Source organism: Kitasatospora sp. NPDC093806 (assembly GCF_040683335.1).
Lineage (GTDB): Bacteria > Actinomycetota > Actinomycetes > Streptomycetales > Streptomycetaceae > Kitasatospora.
On the sequence record NZ_JBFBDO010000041.1, the window covers coordinates 1 to 18,483 of the forward strand.

Sequence of the window (18,483 nt, forward strand, 5' to 3'; positions counted from 1 at the left end):
GTCCCCGCCGAGCCCGTGCCGCTGCGGCCCGCCGTCCGGCGCGGCCCCCCGGTGTCCGCGCCGGCCTGCTGAGCACCAGCCCCACCTCTCTCGCTGGTCCTCGGCCGGTCGTCCCGCCGCGCCCGCACGTCACGCCACGAGCACCAGGACGACACCTCCCATGAGCAAGAACCCCCAGACCAGCCCCAAGACCGCCCGCAAGGCCGCCGCCACCGAGCGGATGCGCGAGCAGCGCGAGCGCGCCGAGCGCGCCGCCCGGATCCGCCGCCGCACCGTGGTCGGCGCCGCCTCCGCCGTGGTGCTCGCGCTCGCCGCGGGCGTGGCCTTCGCCGTCGGCGGCTCCGGCGGCTCGGGCGACGGCCAGGCCGTCGGCGGCCCCCTGGTCGTCCCGGCCAACGCGAGCGGCCCGGACGGCACCGTGATCACGTACGGCAAGGCGGACGCCGCGCACACCCTGGAGGTCTACGAGGACTTCCGCTGCCCGTACTGCGAGCAGCTGGAGACCACCACCGGCCCGACCATCCAGCAGCTCGCCGACGCCGGCACGTACAAGATCGAGTACCACCTGGCGACCTTCCTCGACCAGGGCCTCGGCGGGAAGGGCTCGCGCACCGCGCTGGCCGCCGCCGGCGCGGCGCTGAACGAGGGCGTGGACAAGTTCAAGCAGTTCCACGACGTGCTGTACGCCAACCAGCCGGACGAGCGCAACGACGGCTTCGCCGACGTCAACCGCCTGCTCGACCTGGCCGGCCAGGTCCCGGGCCTGAAGACCGACGGCTTCGTCAAGGCCGTCCAGGACGGCACCTACCTGCCCTGGGCCAACCAGGTGAACAAGGCCTTCGACAAGAGCGGCGTCACCGGCACCCCGACCGTCCGCCTGAACGGCCAGAAGCTCGACGTCTTCGCCGGCGGCGCGCCGGTCTCCCCGGAGCGCTTCACCACCATGGTCAAGCAGGTGACCGGATGACCACCCGGACCGCTTCCTCCCCCGCCCCCTCACCCGGACGGCGGTACGGCGCCAGCCGGCCGTTCGCCCTGCTGCTGGTGATCGGCGGCGCGCTGGGGCTGTTCGCCTCGGCCGTCCTCACGCTGGACAAGCTCCGGCTGCTGGAGGACCCGTCGTACGTCCCGAACTGCAACATCAACCCGATCATCAGCTGCGGCTCGATCATGCGCAGCGACCAGGCGGAGGCCTTCGGCTTCCCCAACTCCCTGCTCGGCCTGGCCGGCTTCGCCGTCGTGATCGCGATCGGCGCCGGCCTGCTGGCGGGGGCCGCCTACCGCCGCTGGTTCTGGCTCGGCCTGCAGGCCGGGACCGTCTTCGGCATCGGCTTCGTCAGCTGGCTGATGTACCAGGCGCTCTACCGCATCGGCGCGCTCTGCCCCTACTGCATGGTGGTGTGGACGGCGATGATCCCGCTGTTCTGGTACACCACCCTCCACAACCTCCGCTCCGGCATCATCCCCCTCCCCCGCGCCCTGCGCCCGGCCCTGCGCGAGGCGGCCCGCTACCACTGGGTCGTCCCGGCCCTCTGGTACGCGGTGATCGCCCTGCTGATCCTCAACCGCTTCTGGTACTACTGGTCCACGCTGCTCTGATCCCCGTCCGCCCCCGGGCCCGACCGCGGCCCGGGGGCGGGGCGACTCCGGCGAGGTGGACATGCCCAAGATCGTCCTCTTCTGTTCCGTCTCCCTGGACGGCCACTTCGAGGGGGTGGACCGCGACATCTCCTGGTCCCGGGTCGACGAGGAGGTGCACCGCCACTTCAACGCGGAGCTGGACCGGCTGGGCGGTTTCGTCTCCGGCCGGGTCACCCACGAGCTGATGGCCGACTACTGGCCCACCGCCGAGAGCGATCCGGACGCCACCCCGGCGATGCTGGAGTTCGCCCGGATCTGGCGGGACAAGCCGAAGACCGTCTTCTCCCGGACCCTGCGGCGGGCCGACTGGAACACCACCGTGGTCTCCGAGGTCACCCCGGAGACCGTCGCCGCGCTCAAGGCCGGCGCGGCCGGCGACCTCTCGCTCAGCGGCGGCGAGCTGGCCGCGGCCTTCCGCGCGCTCGACCTGATCGACGAGTACCGGATCTACGTCCACCCGGTGCTGCTCGGCCGCGGCCGCCAGCTGTTCCCGGTCACCGACACACCGGCCGACCTGGAGCTGCTCGACACCCGCCGGTTCACCAACGGCGTGGTGCTGCTGCACTACGCCCGGGCGGCGCCGTCCGGCTCGAACGCGTAGGCGGCGACCTCGGCGAGCAGCTCGGCGCGCCGCTCCTCGTCCAGGAAGGAGGCGTGGAAGGAGTTGGCGGCGAGCAGCCGCAGGGTCTCCCGGTCCAGCTGGAGCGCCGCGGCGAGGGCGTCGTAGTTGTCACCGACGTAGCCGCCGAAGTAGGCCGGGTCGTCGGAGTTGACGGTGGCCAGCAGGCCGGCGGCCAGGATGGCGGGCAGCGGGTGGTCGGCGAGGGTGTCGACGCAGCGCAGCCGGACGTTGGAGAGCGGGCACAGGGTGAGCGGGATCCGCTCCCGGACCAGCCGCTCGACCAGCGCCGGGTCCTCCAGGCAGCGCAGCCCGTGGTCGATCCGCTCGACGCCGAGCACGTCCAGCGCCTCGGTGATGTACGCGGCCGGGCCCTCCTCGCCGGCGTGCGCAACCCGGTGCAGGCCGGCCTCGGCGGCGAGCCGGTAGACCTCGCGGAACTTGGCCGGCGGGTGGCCGACCTCGGCGGAGTCCAGCCCGACGCCGGTGATCCGGGTGCCGAAGTACGGGCGGGCGGCCTCGAAGGTCTCCAGCGCGGACTCGGCGGACTCGTCCCGCAGGAAGCACATGATCAGCCTGGTGCTGATGCCGTGCCGCTCCTCGCTTCGGTCCAGCGCCCGCCCGAGGCCGTCCACCACCACGGCCAGCGGCACGCCGCGCGCGGTGTGCGCCTGCGGGTCGAAGAAGATCTCCGCGTGCCGGACGCCCTGCCCGGCGGCCCGCGCCAGGTAGGCCTCGGCGAGGTCGGCGAAGTCCTGCTCGGTGCGCAGCACGGCCATCAGCGCGTAGTACAGGTCGAGGAAGGACTGCAGGTCGCTGAACGCGTAGGCGCGGCGCAGCTCCTCGGTGTCCGCGTAGGGCAGCGCGACGCCGTTGCGGGCGGCGAGCGCGAAGGCGAGCTCGGGCTCCAGCGTGCCTTCGATGTGCAGGTGCAGTTCGGCCTTGGGGAGGGGCATCGGTGCCTGTCCGGGGATCGCGGTACGGATACGAAGTGAAACGAAGTAGTCATCCTACGATTCCCCACCCCCGACCCCCCGGCCGGGCCCGGTGGGGAGGTCGCGCAGCGACCGGAGCGGCGGGGCGAACAGCGCGCCGCCGCAGAGCACCAGCAGGACGACCATGACCCACATCGTCGACCGGAGTCCGAGCACCTCCCCGAGCACGCCGCCCGCCACCGCGCCGAGCGGGATGGTGGCGTGGTTGGCGACCATCGAGGTGGCCACCACCCGGCCGAGCAGCGCGGGCGGGGCGTGGCGCTGCCGGAAGCTGCCGAGCACCACGTTGGCGAGCACCGCGCCGGCCACCATGACCACCGAGCCGACCGCGTACAGCGCCGTCCGGGCGCCCGGCCCGGTGAGCGGCAGCAGCAGGCCGAACGGGGTCGCGGTGAGCAGGGTCAGCCGGACGCCGCGCGCGGTGCCGAACCGCCGGGTGACCCGCCCGGCGAGCGCGGCGCCGAGCAGGCCGCCGAGCGCCCCGGTGGCGGCGAGCCAGCCGACCGCGGCGGGCGGCACGCCCACCTCGTCGAGCAGGAAGAGCACGGCGACGGCCTGGTAGCCGGCCAGGGCGAAATTGGCGGCCGCGCCGTAGCGGAGCAGCGGGCGCAGGTAGGGGTCGCGCCGGACGAAGGCCAGGCCCTCGCGGAGCTGCCGGCCCATCGGGGCCCGGTCCGGCGCCGGCGCCGGCCCGCGGTCGCCCCGGATCAGCAGGAGCGCGGCGGTGGCGACCAGGAAGCTCAGCGCGTCGGCGAGCAGGCCGGCGGCGGCGCCGAGGGTCTGGACGGTGAGGCCGGCCAGTCCGGGCCCGGCCACCTGGGCGGCCGAGGCGCTGCCCTGGAGCCGGGCGTTGCCCGCGGTCAGGTCCTCCGGCGGGAGCAGTTCCGGCAGGTAGGCCTGGTGGGCGGCGCCGAACAGGACGGCGGCGGTGCCGGCCAGCAGGGCGACCAGCAGCAGTTGGGCGAGGGTGAGCAGGCCGAGCGCGGCGGTCAGCGGGACCGAGGCGTAGAGCGCGGCCGAGGCGAGGTTGCAGCCGATCATGACGGTCCGCCGGGGCCATCGGCCGGCCCAGACGCCGGCCGGGAGGCCGAACAGCAGCCAGGGCAGCCAGCCGGCGGCGCTCAGCAGGCCGGCCGCGAGCGGTCCGGCGTCGAGGGTGACCACGGCGACCAGCGGCAGGGCGACCGAGGTGATGGCGGAGCCGAGCCGGCTGACGCTCTCGCCCGCCCAGAGCAGCCGGAAGTCGCGCCCGGCCAGCGGGCCGCGGCGCGGGCGGTCCTGCGGGCCGTCCCGTAACAGCGGGGGCGCCGTCACGGCTTGGCGGGGACGCTGTGGGCGAAGGCGAAGACGGACTCGCGCTCCCGGCCGTCCGCGGGGACCGGCCGGGCGGCCCAGCGGCCCAGCAGTTCGACCAGTTCGCCCGCGAGTTCGCGGGCCTCCTCGGGGGTGAGCCGCAGCCAGGTCTCGGTGGCGACGGCGCAGCCCTCCCGCCAGGGCTCCGGGTACTCCTCGCGGGCGGCGGGCCAGGAGCGGACCAGCGCGGCCTGGCGTTCCAGCTGGAGCGAGCCGGCCGCGTCGGCGACGGCCGCGGCGACCGGGTCGGCGGCGAAGTCGGCGCGCCGCCAGCGCGGGGTGCCGGCGGTCGGCCGCCACCAGCGTTCCCGCCGGTCGCGGGCCAGTTCGGGGGCCTCCTCGACGAGGTCGGCGCCGGCCAGCACCTTGAGGTGGTGGCTGACGTTGCCGACGGCCTGGCCGGTCCGCTCGGCGAGCAGGCCGACGGTGGCGGGCCCGTCCACCGCGAGGACGTCCAGCAGGCGGCGCCGGACGGGGTGGGTGAGGGCGGCCAGCACCCGGGAGTCGGAGATCTGCCGGACGTCGCCGGGCGGGGTGTCTGCTTGCTCGGTCATGCCGCGACCATACCTACAAGAGTTCTTGTGCAATAGCCCTTGCGCAAGAGTTCTTGTGAAGGAACGCGCGGGGGTGAGGGGGTGTAGGGGTCGGGTGGGGCGGGCAACGGGTAGTGGGGGGTCTTCCGTCGAGGAGGTAGAGGACATGCGGCACCCCGACGCCCCGCACCCCAGGCCCGAGGGCATCTCCCCGCACGCGCTGGGCAACGACACGCTGCTGCACGAGCTGGAGCAGCTGCACCGGACCAGGCACGAGACCTTCCTGTACGGGTCCGAGGACGCGCTGAAGCGGCACACGCTGCGGACCGGGCAGTTGGAGGCGGAGTACCTGCACCGCTTCCCCAACCGGCTGATCACGGCCGGCCGGACCAGGGCCGGGGCCCGCGCCCGGGAGGCCGCGGCCCGGGTGGAGTCACTGCCGGAGTAGCCGGAACGGGCGGACAAGGCGGGCAAGGCGGGCAAGGCGGGCAAGGCGTAGCAAGGCGGGCGGCCGGCGGGACACGCCGGGTGGCGGGGGTGGTGCGCGCGGCCCCGGTGGTGGGCCAGGGTGGAGCACCGACACTCCACCGAACGCACCCCTGGGAGCGCCCCCGATGCCCATCGCAAGCGTGAACCCCGCGACCGGCGAGACCCTGCAGACCTTCGAAGCCCTGGACGCGGCCGGCCTCGAACAGCGGCTGGCCCGCGCCGAGGAGACCTTCCGGACCTACCGCACCACCTCCTTCGCCGCCCGCGCCGCGCTGCTCCGCCGGGCCGCCGACCTGCTCGACGAGGACCGCGAGCCGATCGCCCGGATCATGACCGAGGAGATGGGCAAGCCGCTCACCGCCGCCCGGGCCGAGGCCGCCAAGTGCGCCAAGGCGATGCGCTGGTACGCCGAGAACGCCGAGGCGCTGCTCGCCGACGAGCACCCGGACCCGGCCGACGTGGCCGACGCCGGCGCCGCCCGCGCCTACGTCCGGTACCGGCCGATCGGCGCGGTGCTGGCGGTGATGCCGTGGAACTTCCCGTTCTGGCAGGTGGTGCGGTTCGCCGCGCCGGCGCTGATGGCGGGCAACGTCGGCCTGCTCAAGCACGCGTCCAACGTGCCGCGCACGGCGGTGGCGCTGGAGGAGCTGTTCCTCCGGGCCGGCTTCCCGGAGGGCTGCTTCCAGACCCTGCTGATCGGTTCGGGCGCGGTGGAGGGGGTGATCCGCGACCCCCGGGTGGCGGCGGTCACGCTCACCGGCAGCGAGCCGGCCGGGCGGGCGGTCGCGGCCACGGCGGCGGACGTGGTGAAGAAGGCGGTGCTGGAGCTGGGCGGCAGCGACCCGTTCGTGGTCCTGCCGAGCGCGGACCTGGACGCCGCCGTCGCCACCGCCGTCAAGGCCCGGGCGCAGAACAACGGCCAGTCCTGCATCGCCGCCAAGCGGTTCATCGTGCACACCGACGTCTACGACCGGTTCACCGCCGCGTTCACCGAGGCGATGCGGGCGCTGCGGGTCGGCGACCCGATGGACGAGGCCACCGAGATCGGCCCGCTGGCCAGCTGGCAGGGGCGGGACGAGCTGGCGGAGCTGGTCGAGGACGCGCGGGCGCACGGGGCCGGGGTGGAGTGCGGCGGACGGCGGCCGAAGGGGCTGGACGACGGGTGGTTCTACGAGCCGACCGTGCTGACCGGCATCACCCCGGCGATGCGGATCCACCAGGAGGAGACCTTCGGCCCGGTCGCCACCGTCTACCGGGCGGCCGGTCTGGACGAGGCGGTGGCGCTGGCCAACGACACCCCGTTCGGGCTCAGTTCCAACGTCTGGACCGAGGACCCGGCGGAGCAGGAGCGGTTCGTCCGGGACATCCAGGCGGGCGGGGTGTTCTTCAACGGCATGACGGCCTCGCACCCGGCGCTGCCGTTCGGCGGGGTCAAGCGCTCGGGCTTCGGGCGGGAGCTGTCCGGCCACGGGATCCGGGAGTTCTGCAACGTCACGACCGTCTGGGTAGCCTGACGGTCCCTGGGTGGCCTGACGATCCGGTGCGCCCCCGGCCGGGGCCGTGCGCCCCGGCCGGATCCGGCCAAGTTCCCCATCCGGGATCCGGACACCGGATTTGGCCCTGCTGCTCTGGTTTGTCACGTTATGGAGGAATTGTCGAGCACAGCGACCGTATCGACATGGACGCGTCAGTCCAAGAAATCCGTGCACGGATAAACCGGCCGGAATCATTCCACTAGTACTCCGAAAATCTGGACCTATTAATTCCAGGTGGCCGAACTTGGGCCCATTTCGGGAAACGGGGGGACGGCGGCGGCGAATCTCCGGATATGTTCTGTGTCGACCGGCCGGGGGGTCGGTCGACACGGGAAGGAAATGCGATGAAGCCCATCAAGCGCACCGCCGCCCTCACCGCCGCCACGGCCATCCTGGCCGGCGGCATGACCGTCCTCGCCGCCGGGCCCGCGAGCGCCGCCAGCGAGATCACCCTCCGGAACGTCGCCACCGGCTTCTGCCTGGACAGCAACACCAACGGGAACGTCTACACCCTGAGCTGCAACGGCGGCAGCTTCCAGCGCTGGTACGCCGCCGACGCGGGCGGCTCCTTCACCCTGAGGAACAAGGCCACCGGCTTCTGTCTCGACTCCAACACCAGCGGGAACGTCTACACCCTGGGCTGCAACGGGGGCTCGTTCCAGAAGTGGATCCACAGCGGCAGCACCTGGCGGAACGTCGCCACCGGCCTCTGCCTGGACAGCAACACCAACGGGAACGTCTACACCCTGGGCTGCAACGGGGGCTCGTTCCAGAAGTGGCAGTGATCGACCGTCAGGACGATTGCCCGATCGGGCAACAGGCGGACTGACGAACCGTCATCAAAGGGAAGCCCTCCCCGGTGCCTGAATCGCCGGGGAGGGCTTCTCCATGCTACGGTGCCCGGCCTGGGGCCGACACTCCCGGCGGCGTTCGCTCATGGCTGAACCTGCCCGCCACTTCGAACAGCCGACGAGAATCGGCTGCAAGACCACTCGACCCGGAACGACGGGGATGTTCAGTGACAATTAGTACACTCACATCAGCACTCCACCGCAGGGCGGAGGGTGACGAACCGTCGAACACGTTAGCCCCCGCCGATCGGCGGGTGCGGTTCATCCCGTGGGTGGTCGCTCTCGCGCTTTTCCTGGTTTACGCGTTCTTTACCGTCCGCCGCCATGAACTCCTGCTGACCAGCGGCTACGACCTCGGGATCTTCGAGCAGGGCGTCCGCGGTTACGCCGAGGGCCGCGGGCCGATCGTCGAACTCAAGGGACCCGGCTTCAATCTGCTGGGCGATCACTTCTCGCCCGCCCTCGCGCTGCTCGCGCCGTTCTACTGGCTCTGGCCGTCGGCGAAGGTGTTGCTGCTCGCCCAGTCCGCGCTGGTGGCCGTCGCCGCCGTGCCGATCAGCCGCTGGGCGCTGCGCACGCTCGGCCCGGCCGCCGCGCTGGTCACCGGACTCGGCTACGGCGCCTCCTGGGGGATCGCCTCGGCGCTCGGCTTCGACTTCCACGAGATCACCTTCGCGGTGCCGCTGATCGCCTTCTCGGTGACCGCGCTCGGCGAACGGCGCTGGGTCGCGGCCTTCGCCTGGGCCGCGCCGCTGGTCCTGGTCAAGGAGGACCTCGGCGTCACCGTCGCCGCCGTCGGCGCGTACATCCTCTGGCGCGGCGACCGCCGGATCGGCGCGGCCGCGATCGTCTTCGGCGTCGGCGCCTCCCTGCTCGAACTCCTGGTGCTGCTGCCCGCGATGAGCCCCGGCGGCAGCTTCGCGTACTGGGACAACCTGAGCGGCGGTTCGGGCGGCCGCAACCTGCTCACCCTGCCGCTCGACCTGGTCACCCCCGGGGAGAAGGTCCGCACCGTCCTGCTGCTGCTCGCCCCGACCATGCTGCTGGCCGCCCGGTCCCCGCTGATGATCGTCGCGCTGCCCACCCTCGGCTGGCGGCTGCTCTCCAACAACCCCGCCTACTGGGGCACCAATTACCACTACAGCGCCGTGCTGATGCCGATCGTGTTCGCCGGCCTCGTGGACGTGCTGGTGAAGGCCGGGGCGCGGCCCCGGGTGCTGCCGCGCTGGGCGACCAGGGCGGCGCTGCCGGTCAGCGCCGTCGTGACGGTCGCGCTGCTGCCCGGCTTCGCGTTCAGCCAGTTGTTCACCCCCGACCTCTGGCGGACCCCGGCCCGGGTCGAGGCCGCCCGGTCGGTGCTGGCGGCCGTCCCGGACGACGCCCGGGTCGCCGCCTCCAACCGGCTGGTGCCGCAACTGACCAACCGCTGCGAGGTCATCGTGTTCGGCTGGCCGCAGAACTGGTCGAGCGCGGAGTGGATCGTGGTCGACGAGGACCAGCCGATGGGCTGGCCGCTGCCGCCCGAGCGCGAGCGCGAGCAGGTCGCCGCCGCCAAGCGGGGCGGCTACCAGGTGGTCCGCAGCGACCACGGCATCACGCTGCTCCGGCGCGCCCCCGGCGACCCGCCGGCCCCCGCCGAGGCCGCACCGCCGGGCGGTGCCCCGGTCGGCAGCGGCGCCTCGGCCGCCACCGGCTGAGCCGCCACCTGCGGTGGGCCGGCCGGCCCCCGGCCATCCGCCGGCCCACGGCCGACCCACCGCAGGCCCATCGCTGAGCCGCCACAGGCCCACGGCAGGCCGACCGGCCGCCGAACACCGCCCCCGTCTCCGACCAGTCCAGGGATCCCGTGCCAGTCGAAACCGGGCTCAGCCCGTCCACCCGTGCGAACCGGCCGCTGCTGCCGCGCGTCACCCGCCCGTCCACGCCCGGCACCGGTCCGCTCTCCGGGCGCCGGACCGCCGTCCTGACGCTGCTCTGCCTGGCGGTCACCGCGGCCTGCGGCTTCCAGCAGTGGTCGGCGGTCCTGCTGGGCGGCTTCGACCTCGGCATCTTCCACCAGGGCGTGGCCGGCTACGCGCACTTCGGCCTGCCGATCTCCCCGGTCAAGAGCTACCACCACGAGTTCCCGCCGGGCTTCTCCCTGCTGGGCGACCACTTCTCCCCCGTCCTGGCCCTGCTCGCCCCGCTCTACTGGATCTGGGAGGACCCGCGCAGCCTCATCCTCGGTCAGGCGCTGCTGCTCGCCGCCGGGGTGCCGCTGATCCGCCGGATCGCCGTCCACTGCTTCCCCCGCCCGGACGGGGCCGAGGACGGCGCCGGGGAGACGGACGCGGACCCCGGGCACACCCGGACCGTCCGGCTGGTCGCCGACCTGGCCGGCCTGGTGTACGGCCTCGGCTGGCCGCTGCTCGCCACCGGCCGGGGCGGCTTCCACGAGGTGGCCTTCGCCGTCCCGCTCACCCTGCTGATGCTCGAACGCGGCCTCGCCCGCCGCTACGGCACCGCCGCCCTCGCCGCCGCCCTGCTCTGCGCGACCAAGGAGGACCTCGGCCTGCTGGTCGGCGTCTACGGCCTGGTGCTGCTCTGGCGCAACCGCCCGCGCGGCGGACGGGACGCTGAGCAGCAGGGTGACCGGCGCGGCCTCGCCTACGGCGCCGCTCTGCTCGTCGGCGGCCCGCTGGCCTCGGCGCTCGCCATCGTCTGGCTGATCCCGGCGATGGGCGGCCAGCCCGACTACTACTGGGTGTACGGCCCGATCGGCCCGGACGCCAAGGGCGCGCTGGCCAACCTGCTCGGCGACCCGCTGCTGCTGGTCCAGGTCGCCACCAACGCCACGGTCAAGCCGCTGCTGGTGCTCTGGCTGTTCGGCACCCTGTTCCTGCTGCCGCTGCGCTCCGCGACCACGCTCTGCCTGCTGCCGCTGCTCGCCGAGCGCGTCCTGTCCGACAACCCCAACCACTGGTCGATCGCCCACCACTACGACGCCTTCCTGTGGCCGGTGCTGCTCACCGCCACCCTGGAGGCGCTCGGCCGGCTGTACGCCCGGGGTGGGACCCGCCGGCGCACCGCGTACGGCCTGGGCACGGCCGTGGTGGCGGTCTCGCTGGTCAGCAGCCTGCTGCTGGGCGGGATCAGCCTGCTGACGCCGGCCTTCTGGCGGCCCTCGGCCAGCAACGCGGCCCTGGTCCGGGGGGCCGAGCGGATCCCGGACGGCGCGCTGGTGGAGGCCGACAACCAGGTGGTGCCCCGGCTGGTCGGGCGGACCGACGTCGTCCTGGTGGACGGCGTGCCGCGCGGCCGGGACTACGTGCTGATCCGCTCCGACACCCGGACCTTCCCGTTCCAGTCGGCGGCCGAGCAGGCCGAGCGGATCGAGCTGCTGCTCGCCCACGGCTACCGGCAGGTCTGGGCCGAGCACGGGGTGGTGCTGCTGCACCGCGAGGGCGACGAGCCGATCCCCGGCGCGCGGGTGCCGGACGACAACAGCAAGCCGGTGAAGGAGATCGTCCCCTCGGACGTCGGCCACAACCTGTTCAAGGGCTGAGCCGGTTCGACGGCCGGGTGCCCCCTCCACAGCCGGAGGGGGCACCCGGCCGTCCGTCGTACCGAGTCAGACGACTCAGGTGGCCATCCGGTGCCGGCCCCGGCCGGGCGTCATCCAGCGGGCGATCATCCCGACCAGGGCGAGCAGGGTCGCGCCCCAGATGACGCTGAAGACGATCAGCATCGGCAACCAGACCACCTGGGAGGCGACGGCGCCGAGGCCGAGCGAGAGGCCGACCATGAAGACCACGGCCGTCGGGGTGAGGCTCAGCAGGGCGTGCCAGGCCCGCTGCGGCCAGCTCGGGTGGGCCGGCGCGTCGGGGCCGGTGTCCTGGGCCTTGTAGGTGAGCAGGTCCATCGGGAATCGCCTCCGGGGGGGTTGGGGGGAGGTCACGAGGCCTTCCGGGGAGTGGCGGAGTTCCGGGTCGTCGTCTTCTTGGCTGTGGTGGTCTTCGCGGTGGTCTTCCTGGCGGTGCTCTTGGTGGCGGTGCTGCTCTTGGTGGCGGCGGTCTTCTTGGCGGCGGCGCGCTTGCGGGGTGCGGGCTTCTCCTCGGGCTCGGCCTCGGGCTCCTCCTCGGCCCCGGCGGGCTCCTCCTCGGCCCGGGACCGGCCCGGGTGGGCGTCCTTCGCCTGCCGCAGGCTGCTGCGCAGCGCCTCCATGAGGTCGATGACGTTGTCCGGCGCCTCCCCCGCCTCCTCCTCGTGCGGCACCTCGACGCCCTGCAGCCGGGCCTCGATCACCTGCTGGAGCGCCTGCTGGTAGTCGTCGTGCAGCTGGGTGAGGTCGAAGTCCTCGGAGAGCGTCGCCATCAGCGACCGCGCCATCTTCAGCTCCTGCGGCCGGACCGTGACCTCCCCCTCGGGCGCGATGCCGGCCGCCGGGCGGACCTCGTCCGGCCAGATGCAGGTCTGCAGGACGAGGGTGCCGTCGTGCACCCGCAGCACCGCCGGGGACTCCCGGGTGCGCAGCGCGATCTTGGTGACGGCGATCTGCCCGGACTCGACGAGCGCGTCGCGCAGCAGCGCGTACGGCTTGGCGGCGGCCTGGTCGGCGACGCCGACGTAGTACGCCTTGGAGAACATCAGCGGGTCGATCTCGGTCGCGTCCACGAAGGCCAGCACGTCGATGATCTTCTTGCTGGGCAGCGGGAGGTCGGCGAGGTCCTCGTCGCTGAGGGTGACGGTCCGGCCGTCCGGCGACTCGTAGCCCTTGGCGATCTCCGCGTACGGGACCTCCTTCTCCTCCCGTTCGCAGTACCGCTTCATCCGCACCCGGCCGCCGTCCTTGGCGTGCACCTGGTGCAGCGGGACGTCGTGCTCCTGGGTGGCGGAGTACAGGTGGACGGGGATGGAGACCAGGCCGAAGCTGATCGTCCCCTTCCAGGTGGTCTGCATGGGGTCGCTCCTTCCCGGAGCCGTCCCGGCGGTCCGTCCCGCTGACCGGTTCGTCACGCTGACCGGGGCCGTCGCGCCCCGGAGATTCCCACTCTGCCCGGATTCGCCCCGATCGGCCACAGGATGCCCGGCCGGGGCGGATGCGGGCTCCCCTGGGGGCGGGCTCAGGCCTGCGGCGAGGCGAGCGTGACGATGGTGATGTCGGACGGCGCGCCCACCCGGACCGGCGGCCCCCACGCGCCGGCGCCGCGGGTCACGTAGAGCTGGGTGTCGCCGTACCGCTCCAGCCCGGCGACCGTCGGGTTGGCCAGTTCCGCCAGGTAGTTGCCCGGCCAGAGCTGGCCGCCGTGGGTGTGCCCGGAGAGCTGGAGGTCGACGCCGTGCCGGACCGCGTCGTGGATGGTGACCGGCTGGTGCGAGAGCAGGACGGCGGTGCGGGCCGGGTCGCGGTCGCCGAGCGCCTTGCCGAAGTCCGGCCCGTCGCCCTCGGTGCGCCCGGCGATGTCGTTGATCCCGGCCAGGTCGAAGCCGCCCAGCTCGACCCGGGCGTTCTGCAGCGGGTGGACGCCCAGTTCGCGGACGAAGTCCACCCAGGGCGCGGCGCCGGAGAAGTACTCGTGGTTGCCGGTGACGAAGAACGCCCCGTCGCGGGCCCGCAGCTGCGCCAACGGTTCGGCGTCCCGGCCGAGTTCGGGCACCGTGCCGTCGACCAGGTCGCCGACGATGGCGATCAGGTCGGGCCGGGCGCCGTTGATGGTGTCCACGATCCGCTGGGTGTGGGCGCGGCCCAGGATCGGGCCGAGGTGGATGTCGCTGACCACGGCGATCCGGTAGCCGTGGGCCCGGGCGGGCAGCTTGGCGAGCGGCACGGTCACCTGCTTGAGCCGGGGGCCGCGCAGCACGCCGTACGCGCCGGTGCCGACCACGGCGGCCGCCGTGCCGGAGGCGCCGAGGGCGACCGCCCGGGCGACGAACAGCCGGCGTTCGGGCGAGGGCGCGGCCCCGGCATGGGCTGACGCTCCGTCAACCTCCGGCTGGGGAGCCGAACCTCCGGAAACCGACTCCTCCGGAACCACCTCCGGCGCGCTCCGAGGCTTCGGCCGGCGCAGCAGCAGCGGTCGGACGACCTCGCCGACGGCGAGCGCGAGCAGTAGGTACAGCAGCACGGCCAGCCAGAGGAACCCCGGCCAGGCGAACCAGCGCTCGACGGCCATCGGGAACGCCCGCCCGCCGACCACCGCGCCCACGGACAGCAGCGGCAGCACGACGGCGAGCACCGTACCGGTCCGGCGCCAGCGGCCGCCCGGCGCCGAGACGTCGCGCACCAGGCGCCGCCAGAGGTACCAGTGGGCCAGGGCCAGCACGGCGAGGACCAGGAGCACGCCGAACACCACGAGGACGATCATCACGCGGACAGTATGAACGGCCCCCTGACAAACCCCGCGCGAGGGGCCCGACCCGCTGACCCTGAGTCAGATTTGAGCTTTCCACGACATCTTCACACCGGCCCTGACCTGGCCTTTTGCGTTCGCTCAGCGAACATTTGCCGAGGCCTTGTTCCGATACTCGGAGGTAGAAGTTAGGTTGCACCGCAATGCGCGGATCCGTCCCCCACCCTCAGGCGTTTCGAGCCGAGGGTCAGGCCGCGCCGGAAAGGCAAAGGGCACCCTCGATATGAGTGCGGAACCCACCACCACGGTCGTACCGCCGCAGGCCGGCACGTCCGCGAGCAACCACTCCCTCGGGCATGGCCACGGTGGCGACGGCCACCTCAAGGCCGGGCTCAAGAACCGCCACCTGTCGATGATCGCCATCGGCGGTGTGATCGGCGCGGGCCTGTTCGTCGGCTCCGGCGCGGGCATCGCCGCCACCGGCCCCGGCATCCTGCTCTCGTACGCGCTGGCCGGTGTGCTGGTCGTGCTGGTCATGCGGATGCTCGGCGAGATGGCCGCGGCCGACCCGCAGAGCGGCTCCTTCTCCGCGTACGCCGACCGGGCCCTGGGCCGCTGGGCCGGGTTCAGCATCGGCTGGCTGTACTGGTTCTTCTGGGTCGTGGTGCTGGCCGTCGAGGCCACCGCCGGCGCCAAGATCCTCAACAACTGGATGCCGGGCGTGCCCCAGTGGGCGTTCGCACTGATCGTGATGGCCGTGCTGACCGCGACCAACCTGGGCTCGGTCGCCTCCTACGGCGAGTTCGAGTTCTGGTTCGCGGGCATCAAGGTGGTGGCGATCGCCGCCTTCCTGGTGGTCGGCACGCTCGCCGTGTTCGGCGTGCTGCCCGGCACCCACGCGGTCGGCGCCACCAACCTGACCGGCCACGGCGGCTTCCTGCCGCACGGCGTGGGGGCGGTCTTCACGGGCATGCTCACCGTCGTCTTCGCCTTCATGGGCAGCGAGATCGTCACCCTGGCCGCCGGCGAGTCGGAGGACCCGGAGAAGGCGGTCAGCAAGGCGACCAACAGCGTGATCTGGCGGATCGGGGTCTTCTACCTCGGCTCGATCCTGCTCGTCGTGACCCTGCTCCCGTGGGACTCGGCCGCCGTCAAGGGCAGCCCGTACGTCGCGGTGCTGGAGCACGTGGGCATCCCGGGCGCCGGCCGGGTGATGGACGTGATCGTGCTGACCGCCGTCCTCTCCTGCCTGAACTCGGGCATGTACACCGCCTCCCGGATGGCCTTCTCCCTCGGCCAGCGCGGTGACGCGCCCAAGGCCTTCGCCACGGTGACCAAGCGCGGCGTGCCGCGGGTGGCGATCCTGTCCTCGGTGGTGTTCGGCTTCGTCGCCGTCTTCTTCAACTACACCTCGCCCGACACCGTCTTCTCCTTCCTGCTGAACTCGTCGGGCGCGGTGGCGCTCTTCGTGTGGCTCGTGATCTGCTTCTCCCAGCTCCGGATGCGCCGGATCATCGAGCGCGAGATGCCGGAGCGACTGACCGTCCGGATGTGGCTGTACCCGTACCTCACCTGGGCCGCGATCGGCATGATCGGGTTCGTGATGGCGTACATGTTCACCGACGCCGACGGTCGGAAGCAGATGTACCTGTCGCTGGTCGCCGCGGCGATCGTGCTGGCGGCGTCGGCCGTGGTGGGCCGTCGGCGGCGGGCCGCGGAGGTGGCGCCGGCATCCTGAGCCGGAGCGAACCGCCCGCGGTGCCGGGCCCGGGAGCCGTTGCGGAGGCTCCCGGGCCCGGCGCTTTCGCGTTCCGGGCCCGTTCTCACGTTCCGGGCCCGTTGTCGTCGGCGTCCGGCGTCCTTCGGTTCCGTTCCGTGACCGGGCGGACATGACCCGCCGACACCTCAGCCCCTACCCTTTCCCCTCATGCGAGATCTTGCAGCGGGGATGGGGTACCTGGCCAAGGGCCAGAAATGGGTGGGGCGGCACGGCCGCTGGTGGGCGTTCGGGATGATCCCGGCGCTGATCACCCTGGCCGGTTACGTGGTGGCGCTGTTCTTCCTCGGCGGGTGGGCCGGGGACCTCGCCGACTGGGCGACCCCGTTCGCCGACGACTGGTCCTCCCCGTGGCAGGGCCTGCTGCGCGGCACGCTCGCCGCGCTGGTCTTCGTCGGCGGGCTGCTGCTCTCCGTCCTCACCTTCACGGCGGTCACGCTGCTGGTGGGCCAGCCGTTCTACGAGGAGCTCTGCGAGAAGGTCGACGAGAGCGAGGGCGGCGCGCCGGCCCCGTCCGACGTGCCGCTCTGGCGGGAGCTGGTGGTGTCGGCCCGGGACAGCCTGTTCGTCCTGGTCCGGGCGGGCGGCTTCGGCGTGCTGCTGTTCGCGGCCGGGTTCATCCCGGTCCTCGGGCAGACCGTGGTGCCGGTGCTGGGCTTCCTGGTGTCCGGCTTCTTCCTCACCCTGGAGCTGACCTCGGTCGCCCTGCAGCGGCGCGGGGTGCCGCAGCGCGAGCGGCTGCGGCTGCTGCGCGGGCGGCTCGGGCTCTCCTTCGGCTTCGGCGTGCCGCTGGTGCTGGCGTTCCTGGTCCCGCTGGTGACGGTGCTCGCCATGCCGGGCGCGGTGGCCGGCGCCACGCTGCTGGCCCGCGACCTGGTGCCGGTCGAGGAGCGGCCGGACGGGGACGGGTCCGAGGAGGACGGGCCTGCGGAGGGCGGGCCTGCGGAGGGCGAGGGCGAGGCCGTCCCGGACCTGCCGGAGTACGGGGCGCAGCGGCCCGTCCCGGGGAACCCGTACGCCGCCGGACCGGCCGCGGACAACCCGTATGCGAGCACCCCGGTGGCCGACAACCCGTACCGGAACGGCTGACCCCGCCTTCGCGGTGACCGGGCGCTCACCCTGCGTCGAGCCCTGCCCCGGTCGGATGTGAGGCCCCACACACGGGTTTACCGATCTACTGCCGCCGATAGTGGACGGTCGCGCGCGGGTCCGCCGCCGCGGGCCCGGGAGCGGCCGCCCGGCGGACCGCGGCAGCGGCGGGGCGTCCGCGCCCGGCCGCAACAACGCAGGCGGCGGGCCGGTTCGGGCCGTTCGTTCGTCGACGATCGCCCGGATCCGCCCCGCACTTCATCAAAACGGACAAATCACCACGAAGCGCCCGGCAGTGGCCGGGCGCTTCGCCGTTCCGGCCCCCGTCGCCACTACCGGCCGTAGTACCCGGCGGCTTTGCCGCCGGTGTCGGGCTCTGCCAAGAATGGCCCGTCGCCAGGCAGCGCGGACCGGTCCCCCGCCGCGCACCCCGCCCGCCCTCGCACCCCGCAGGCCGCTCCCCGAGCAGGCCCGTGCGGCGCGCGGCGCCCGTGCCACCACCCCACCCGGGAACCGGCACGCCCCGACGGCCACCGAGGCCCTGACGGCACCCCGACCGAAAAGGATCGTCCGCTCCATGCAGCTCAGCCATGCCCGCCGCAACTCGCTGATCACCGGTATCGCCACCCTCGTGGTGGCGAGCGCGGCCACCGCCGCCCTCGCCATCCCGGAGAGCGGCACCGCCGTCGCCGAGGCCCCCGCCGCCGCGGTGGTCGCCGACGTCACGACGGACCCGGCGCAGGCGCAGGCCGATGCTGCTGCCGCTGCCGCCCAGGCTCAGGCTCAGGCTCAGGCCGACGCCGCCGTGGCCGCGCAGGCCGAGGCCGACGCGACCGCGGCCGCCCAGGCGCAGGCCCAGGCCGAGGCGCAGGCCCAGGCGGACGCCAAGGCGAAGGCCGACGCCCAGGCCGCCGCCTCCCGCTCGCAGGAGCGCTCCGCGCTGAACAGCAAGCCGGTCTACTCCGGCAGCCCGCGCGAGATCGCCGCCCAGATCGTCCCGGCCGGCCAGCTCCAGTGCTTCAACAACATCGTGTCCCGCGAGAGCAGCTGGAACGTCACCGCCACCAACCCGTCCTCCGGCGCCTACGGCCTGGTCCAGGCCCTGCCCGGCTCCAAGATGGCCTCCGCCGGCTCCGACTGGCGCACCAACCCGGTCACCCAGATCAAGTGGGGCCTCGACTACATGAACTCCCGCTACGGCAGCCCGTGCGGCGCCTGGGCGTTCTGGCAGTCCCACCACTGGTACTAAACCGGCACCCCCCGCCACGCCCC

The 18,483-nt window shown here is 73.3% G+C and carries 17 protein-coding genes; 11 read left to right on the top strand and 6 right to left on the bottom strand.

Features of this window, described 5'->3' with window-relative positions:
- Positions 1-160 precede the first annotated feature (160 nt).
- The 3 genes from AB0N76_RS20305 to AB0N76_RS20315 all read left to right on the top strand — a co-directional run bounded on the left by AB0N76_RS20305 (position 161) and on the right by AB0N76_RS20315 (position 2,242).
- Positions 161-967: a thioredoxin domain-containing protein gene (locus tag AB0N76_RS20305; RefSeq protein WP_363558873.1), complete on the top strand. Its 807-nt coding sequence runs from the start codon at positions 161-163 to the stop codon at positions 965-967.
- Positions 964-1,599, top strand: coding sequence for a vitamin K epoxide reductase family protein (locus tag AB0N76_RS20310; protein WP_363558874.1), 636 nt, complete (start codon positions 964-966; stop codon positions 1,597-1,599). Before AB0N76_RS20305 ends, AB0N76_RS20310 begins: the two co-directional genes overlap by 4 nt.
- A gap of 61 nt (positions 1,600-1,660) precedes the next feature.
- On the top strand, positions 1,661-2,242 hold the full coding sequence (locus AB0N76_RS20315; protein ID WP_363558875.1) for a dihydrofolate reductase family protein: 582 nt from the start codon (positions 1,661-1,663) through the stop codon (positions 2,240-2,242).
- Here AB0N76_RS20315 and AB0N76_RS20320 read toward each other — a convergent pair.
- The 3 genes from AB0N76_RS20320 to AB0N76_RS20330 are packed head-to-tail and all read right to left on the bottom strand — an operon-like array spanning position 2,206 to position 5,162.
- Complete coding sequence (locus AB0N76_RS20320) at positions 2,206-3,216, bottom strand: adenosine deaminase (protein ID WP_363558876.1); 1,011 nt, start codon at positions 3,214-3,216, stop codon at positions 2,206-2,208. The genes AB0N76_RS20315 and AB0N76_RS20320 overlap by 37 nt on opposite strands.
- 54 nt (positions 3,217-3,270) lie before the next feature.
- Positions 3,271-4,569: an MFS transporter gene (locus tag AB0N76_RS20325; protein ID WP_363558877.1), complete on the bottom strand. Its 1,299-nt coding sequence runs from the start codon at positions 4,567-4,569 to the stop codon at positions 3,271-3,273.
- Positions 4,566-5,162, bottom strand: coding sequence for a helix-turn-helix domain-containing protein (locus AB0N76_RS20330; protein WP_363558878.1), 597 nt, complete (start codon positions 5,160-5,162; stop codon positions 4,566-4,568). Before AB0N76_RS20330 ends, AB0N76_RS20325 begins: the two co-directional genes overlap by 4 nt.
- Before the next feature lie 145 nt (positions 5,163-5,307).
- Here AB0N76_RS20330 and AB0N76_RS20335 point away from each other — a divergent pair, with 145 nt between their 5' ends.
- From AB0N76_RS20335 to AB0N76_RS20355, 5 genes are all read left to right on the top strand, one after another.
- The gene (locus tag AB0N76_RS20335; protein ID WP_363558879.1) at positions 5,308-5,589 is read left to right on the top strand and encodes a DUF6158 family protein; all 282 of its coding nucleotides are present in this window, start codon (positions 5,308-5,310) and stop codon (positions 5,587-5,589) included.
- Between the two features lie 166 nt (positions 5,590-5,755).
- Positions 5,756-7,144 (top strand): NADP-dependent succinic semialdehyde dehydrogenase, encoded by a 1,389-nt coding sequence (locus tag AB0N76_RS20340; RefSeq protein ID WP_363558880.1) that lies wholly within the window; start codon positions 5,756-5,758, stop codon positions 7,142-7,144.
- A gap of 365 nt (positions 7,145-7,509) precedes the next feature.
- The gene (locus AB0N76_RS20345; RefSeq protein WP_363558881.1) at positions 7,510-7,950 is read left to right on the top strand and encodes an RICIN domain-containing protein; all 441 of its coding nucleotides are present in this window, start codon (positions 7,510-7,512) and stop codon (positions 7,948-7,950) included.
- 338 nt (positions 7,951-8,288) lie between these two features.
- The gene (locus AB0N76_RS20350; RefSeq protein WP_363558882.1) at positions 8,289-9,713 is read left to right on the top strand and encodes a DUF2079 domain-containing protein; all 1,425 of its coding nucleotides are present in this window, start codon (positions 8,289-8,291) and stop codon (positions 9,711-9,713) included.
- Positions 9,714-9,862: 149 nt separating this feature from the next.
- On the top strand, positions 9,863-11,560 hold the full coding sequence (locus tag AB0N76_RS20355; RefSeq protein ID WP_363558883.1) for a DUF2079 domain-containing protein: 1,698 nt from the start codon (positions 9,863-9,865) through the stop codon (positions 11,558-11,560).
- Positions 11,561-11,635: 75 nt separating this feature from the next.
- Here AB0N76_RS20355 and AB0N76_RS20360 read toward each other — a convergent pair whose 3' ends face one another.
- From AB0N76_RS20360 to AB0N76_RS20370, 3 genes are all read right to left on the bottom strand, one after another.
- Entirely contained in the window at positions 11,636-11,917 is a 282-nt protein-coding gene (locus AB0N76_RS20360) for a hypothetical protein (RefSeq protein WP_363558884.1), read from the bottom strand.
- 32 nt (positions 11,918-11,949) lie between these two features.
- Positions 11,950-12,954 carry a Ku protein gene (locus AB0N76_RS20365; RefSeq protein ID WP_363558885.1) on the bottom strand — a complete coding sequence of 335 codons (1,005 nt, stop codon included), beginning with the start codon at positions 12,952-12,954 and terminating at the stop codon, positions 11,950-11,952.
- 164 nt (positions 12,955-13,118) lie between these two features.
- Positions 13,119-14,360, bottom strand: a complete 1,242-nt coding sequence (locus AB0N76_RS20370) for a metallophosphoesterase (protein WP_363558928.1) — start codon at positions 14,358-14,360, stop codon at positions 13,119-13,121.
- Between the two features lie 268 nt (positions 14,361-14,628).
- On the opposite strand from AB0N76_RS20370, the gene AB0N76_RS20375 reads away from it, so the two are divergent.
- The 3 genes from AB0N76_RS20375 (at position 14,629) to AB0N76_RS20385 (ending at position 18,460) form a co-directional block, all read left to right on the top strand.
- On the top strand, positions 14,629-16,083 hold the full coding sequence (locus tag AB0N76_RS20375; protein WP_363558886.1) for an amino acid permease: 1,455 nt from the start codon (positions 14,629-14,631) through the stop codon (positions 16,081-16,083).
- A gap of 189 nt (positions 16,084-16,272) precedes the next feature.
- Positions 16,273-17,211 carry an EI24 domain-containing protein gene (locus AB0N76_RS20380; protein WP_363558887.1) on the top strand — a complete coding sequence of 313 codons (939 nt, stop codon included), beginning with the start codon at positions 16,273-16,275 and terminating at the stop codon, positions 17,209-17,211.
- A 577-nt stretch (positions 17,212-17,788) separates the two neighbouring features.
- On the top strand, positions 17,789-18,460 hold the full coding sequence (locus tag AB0N76_RS20385) for a transglycosylase SLT domain-containing protein (RefSeq protein ID WP_363558888.1): 672 nt from the start codon (positions 17,789-17,791) through the stop codon (positions 18,458-18,460).
- The last annotated feature ends 23 nt before the right edge of the window (positions 18,461-18,483 follow it).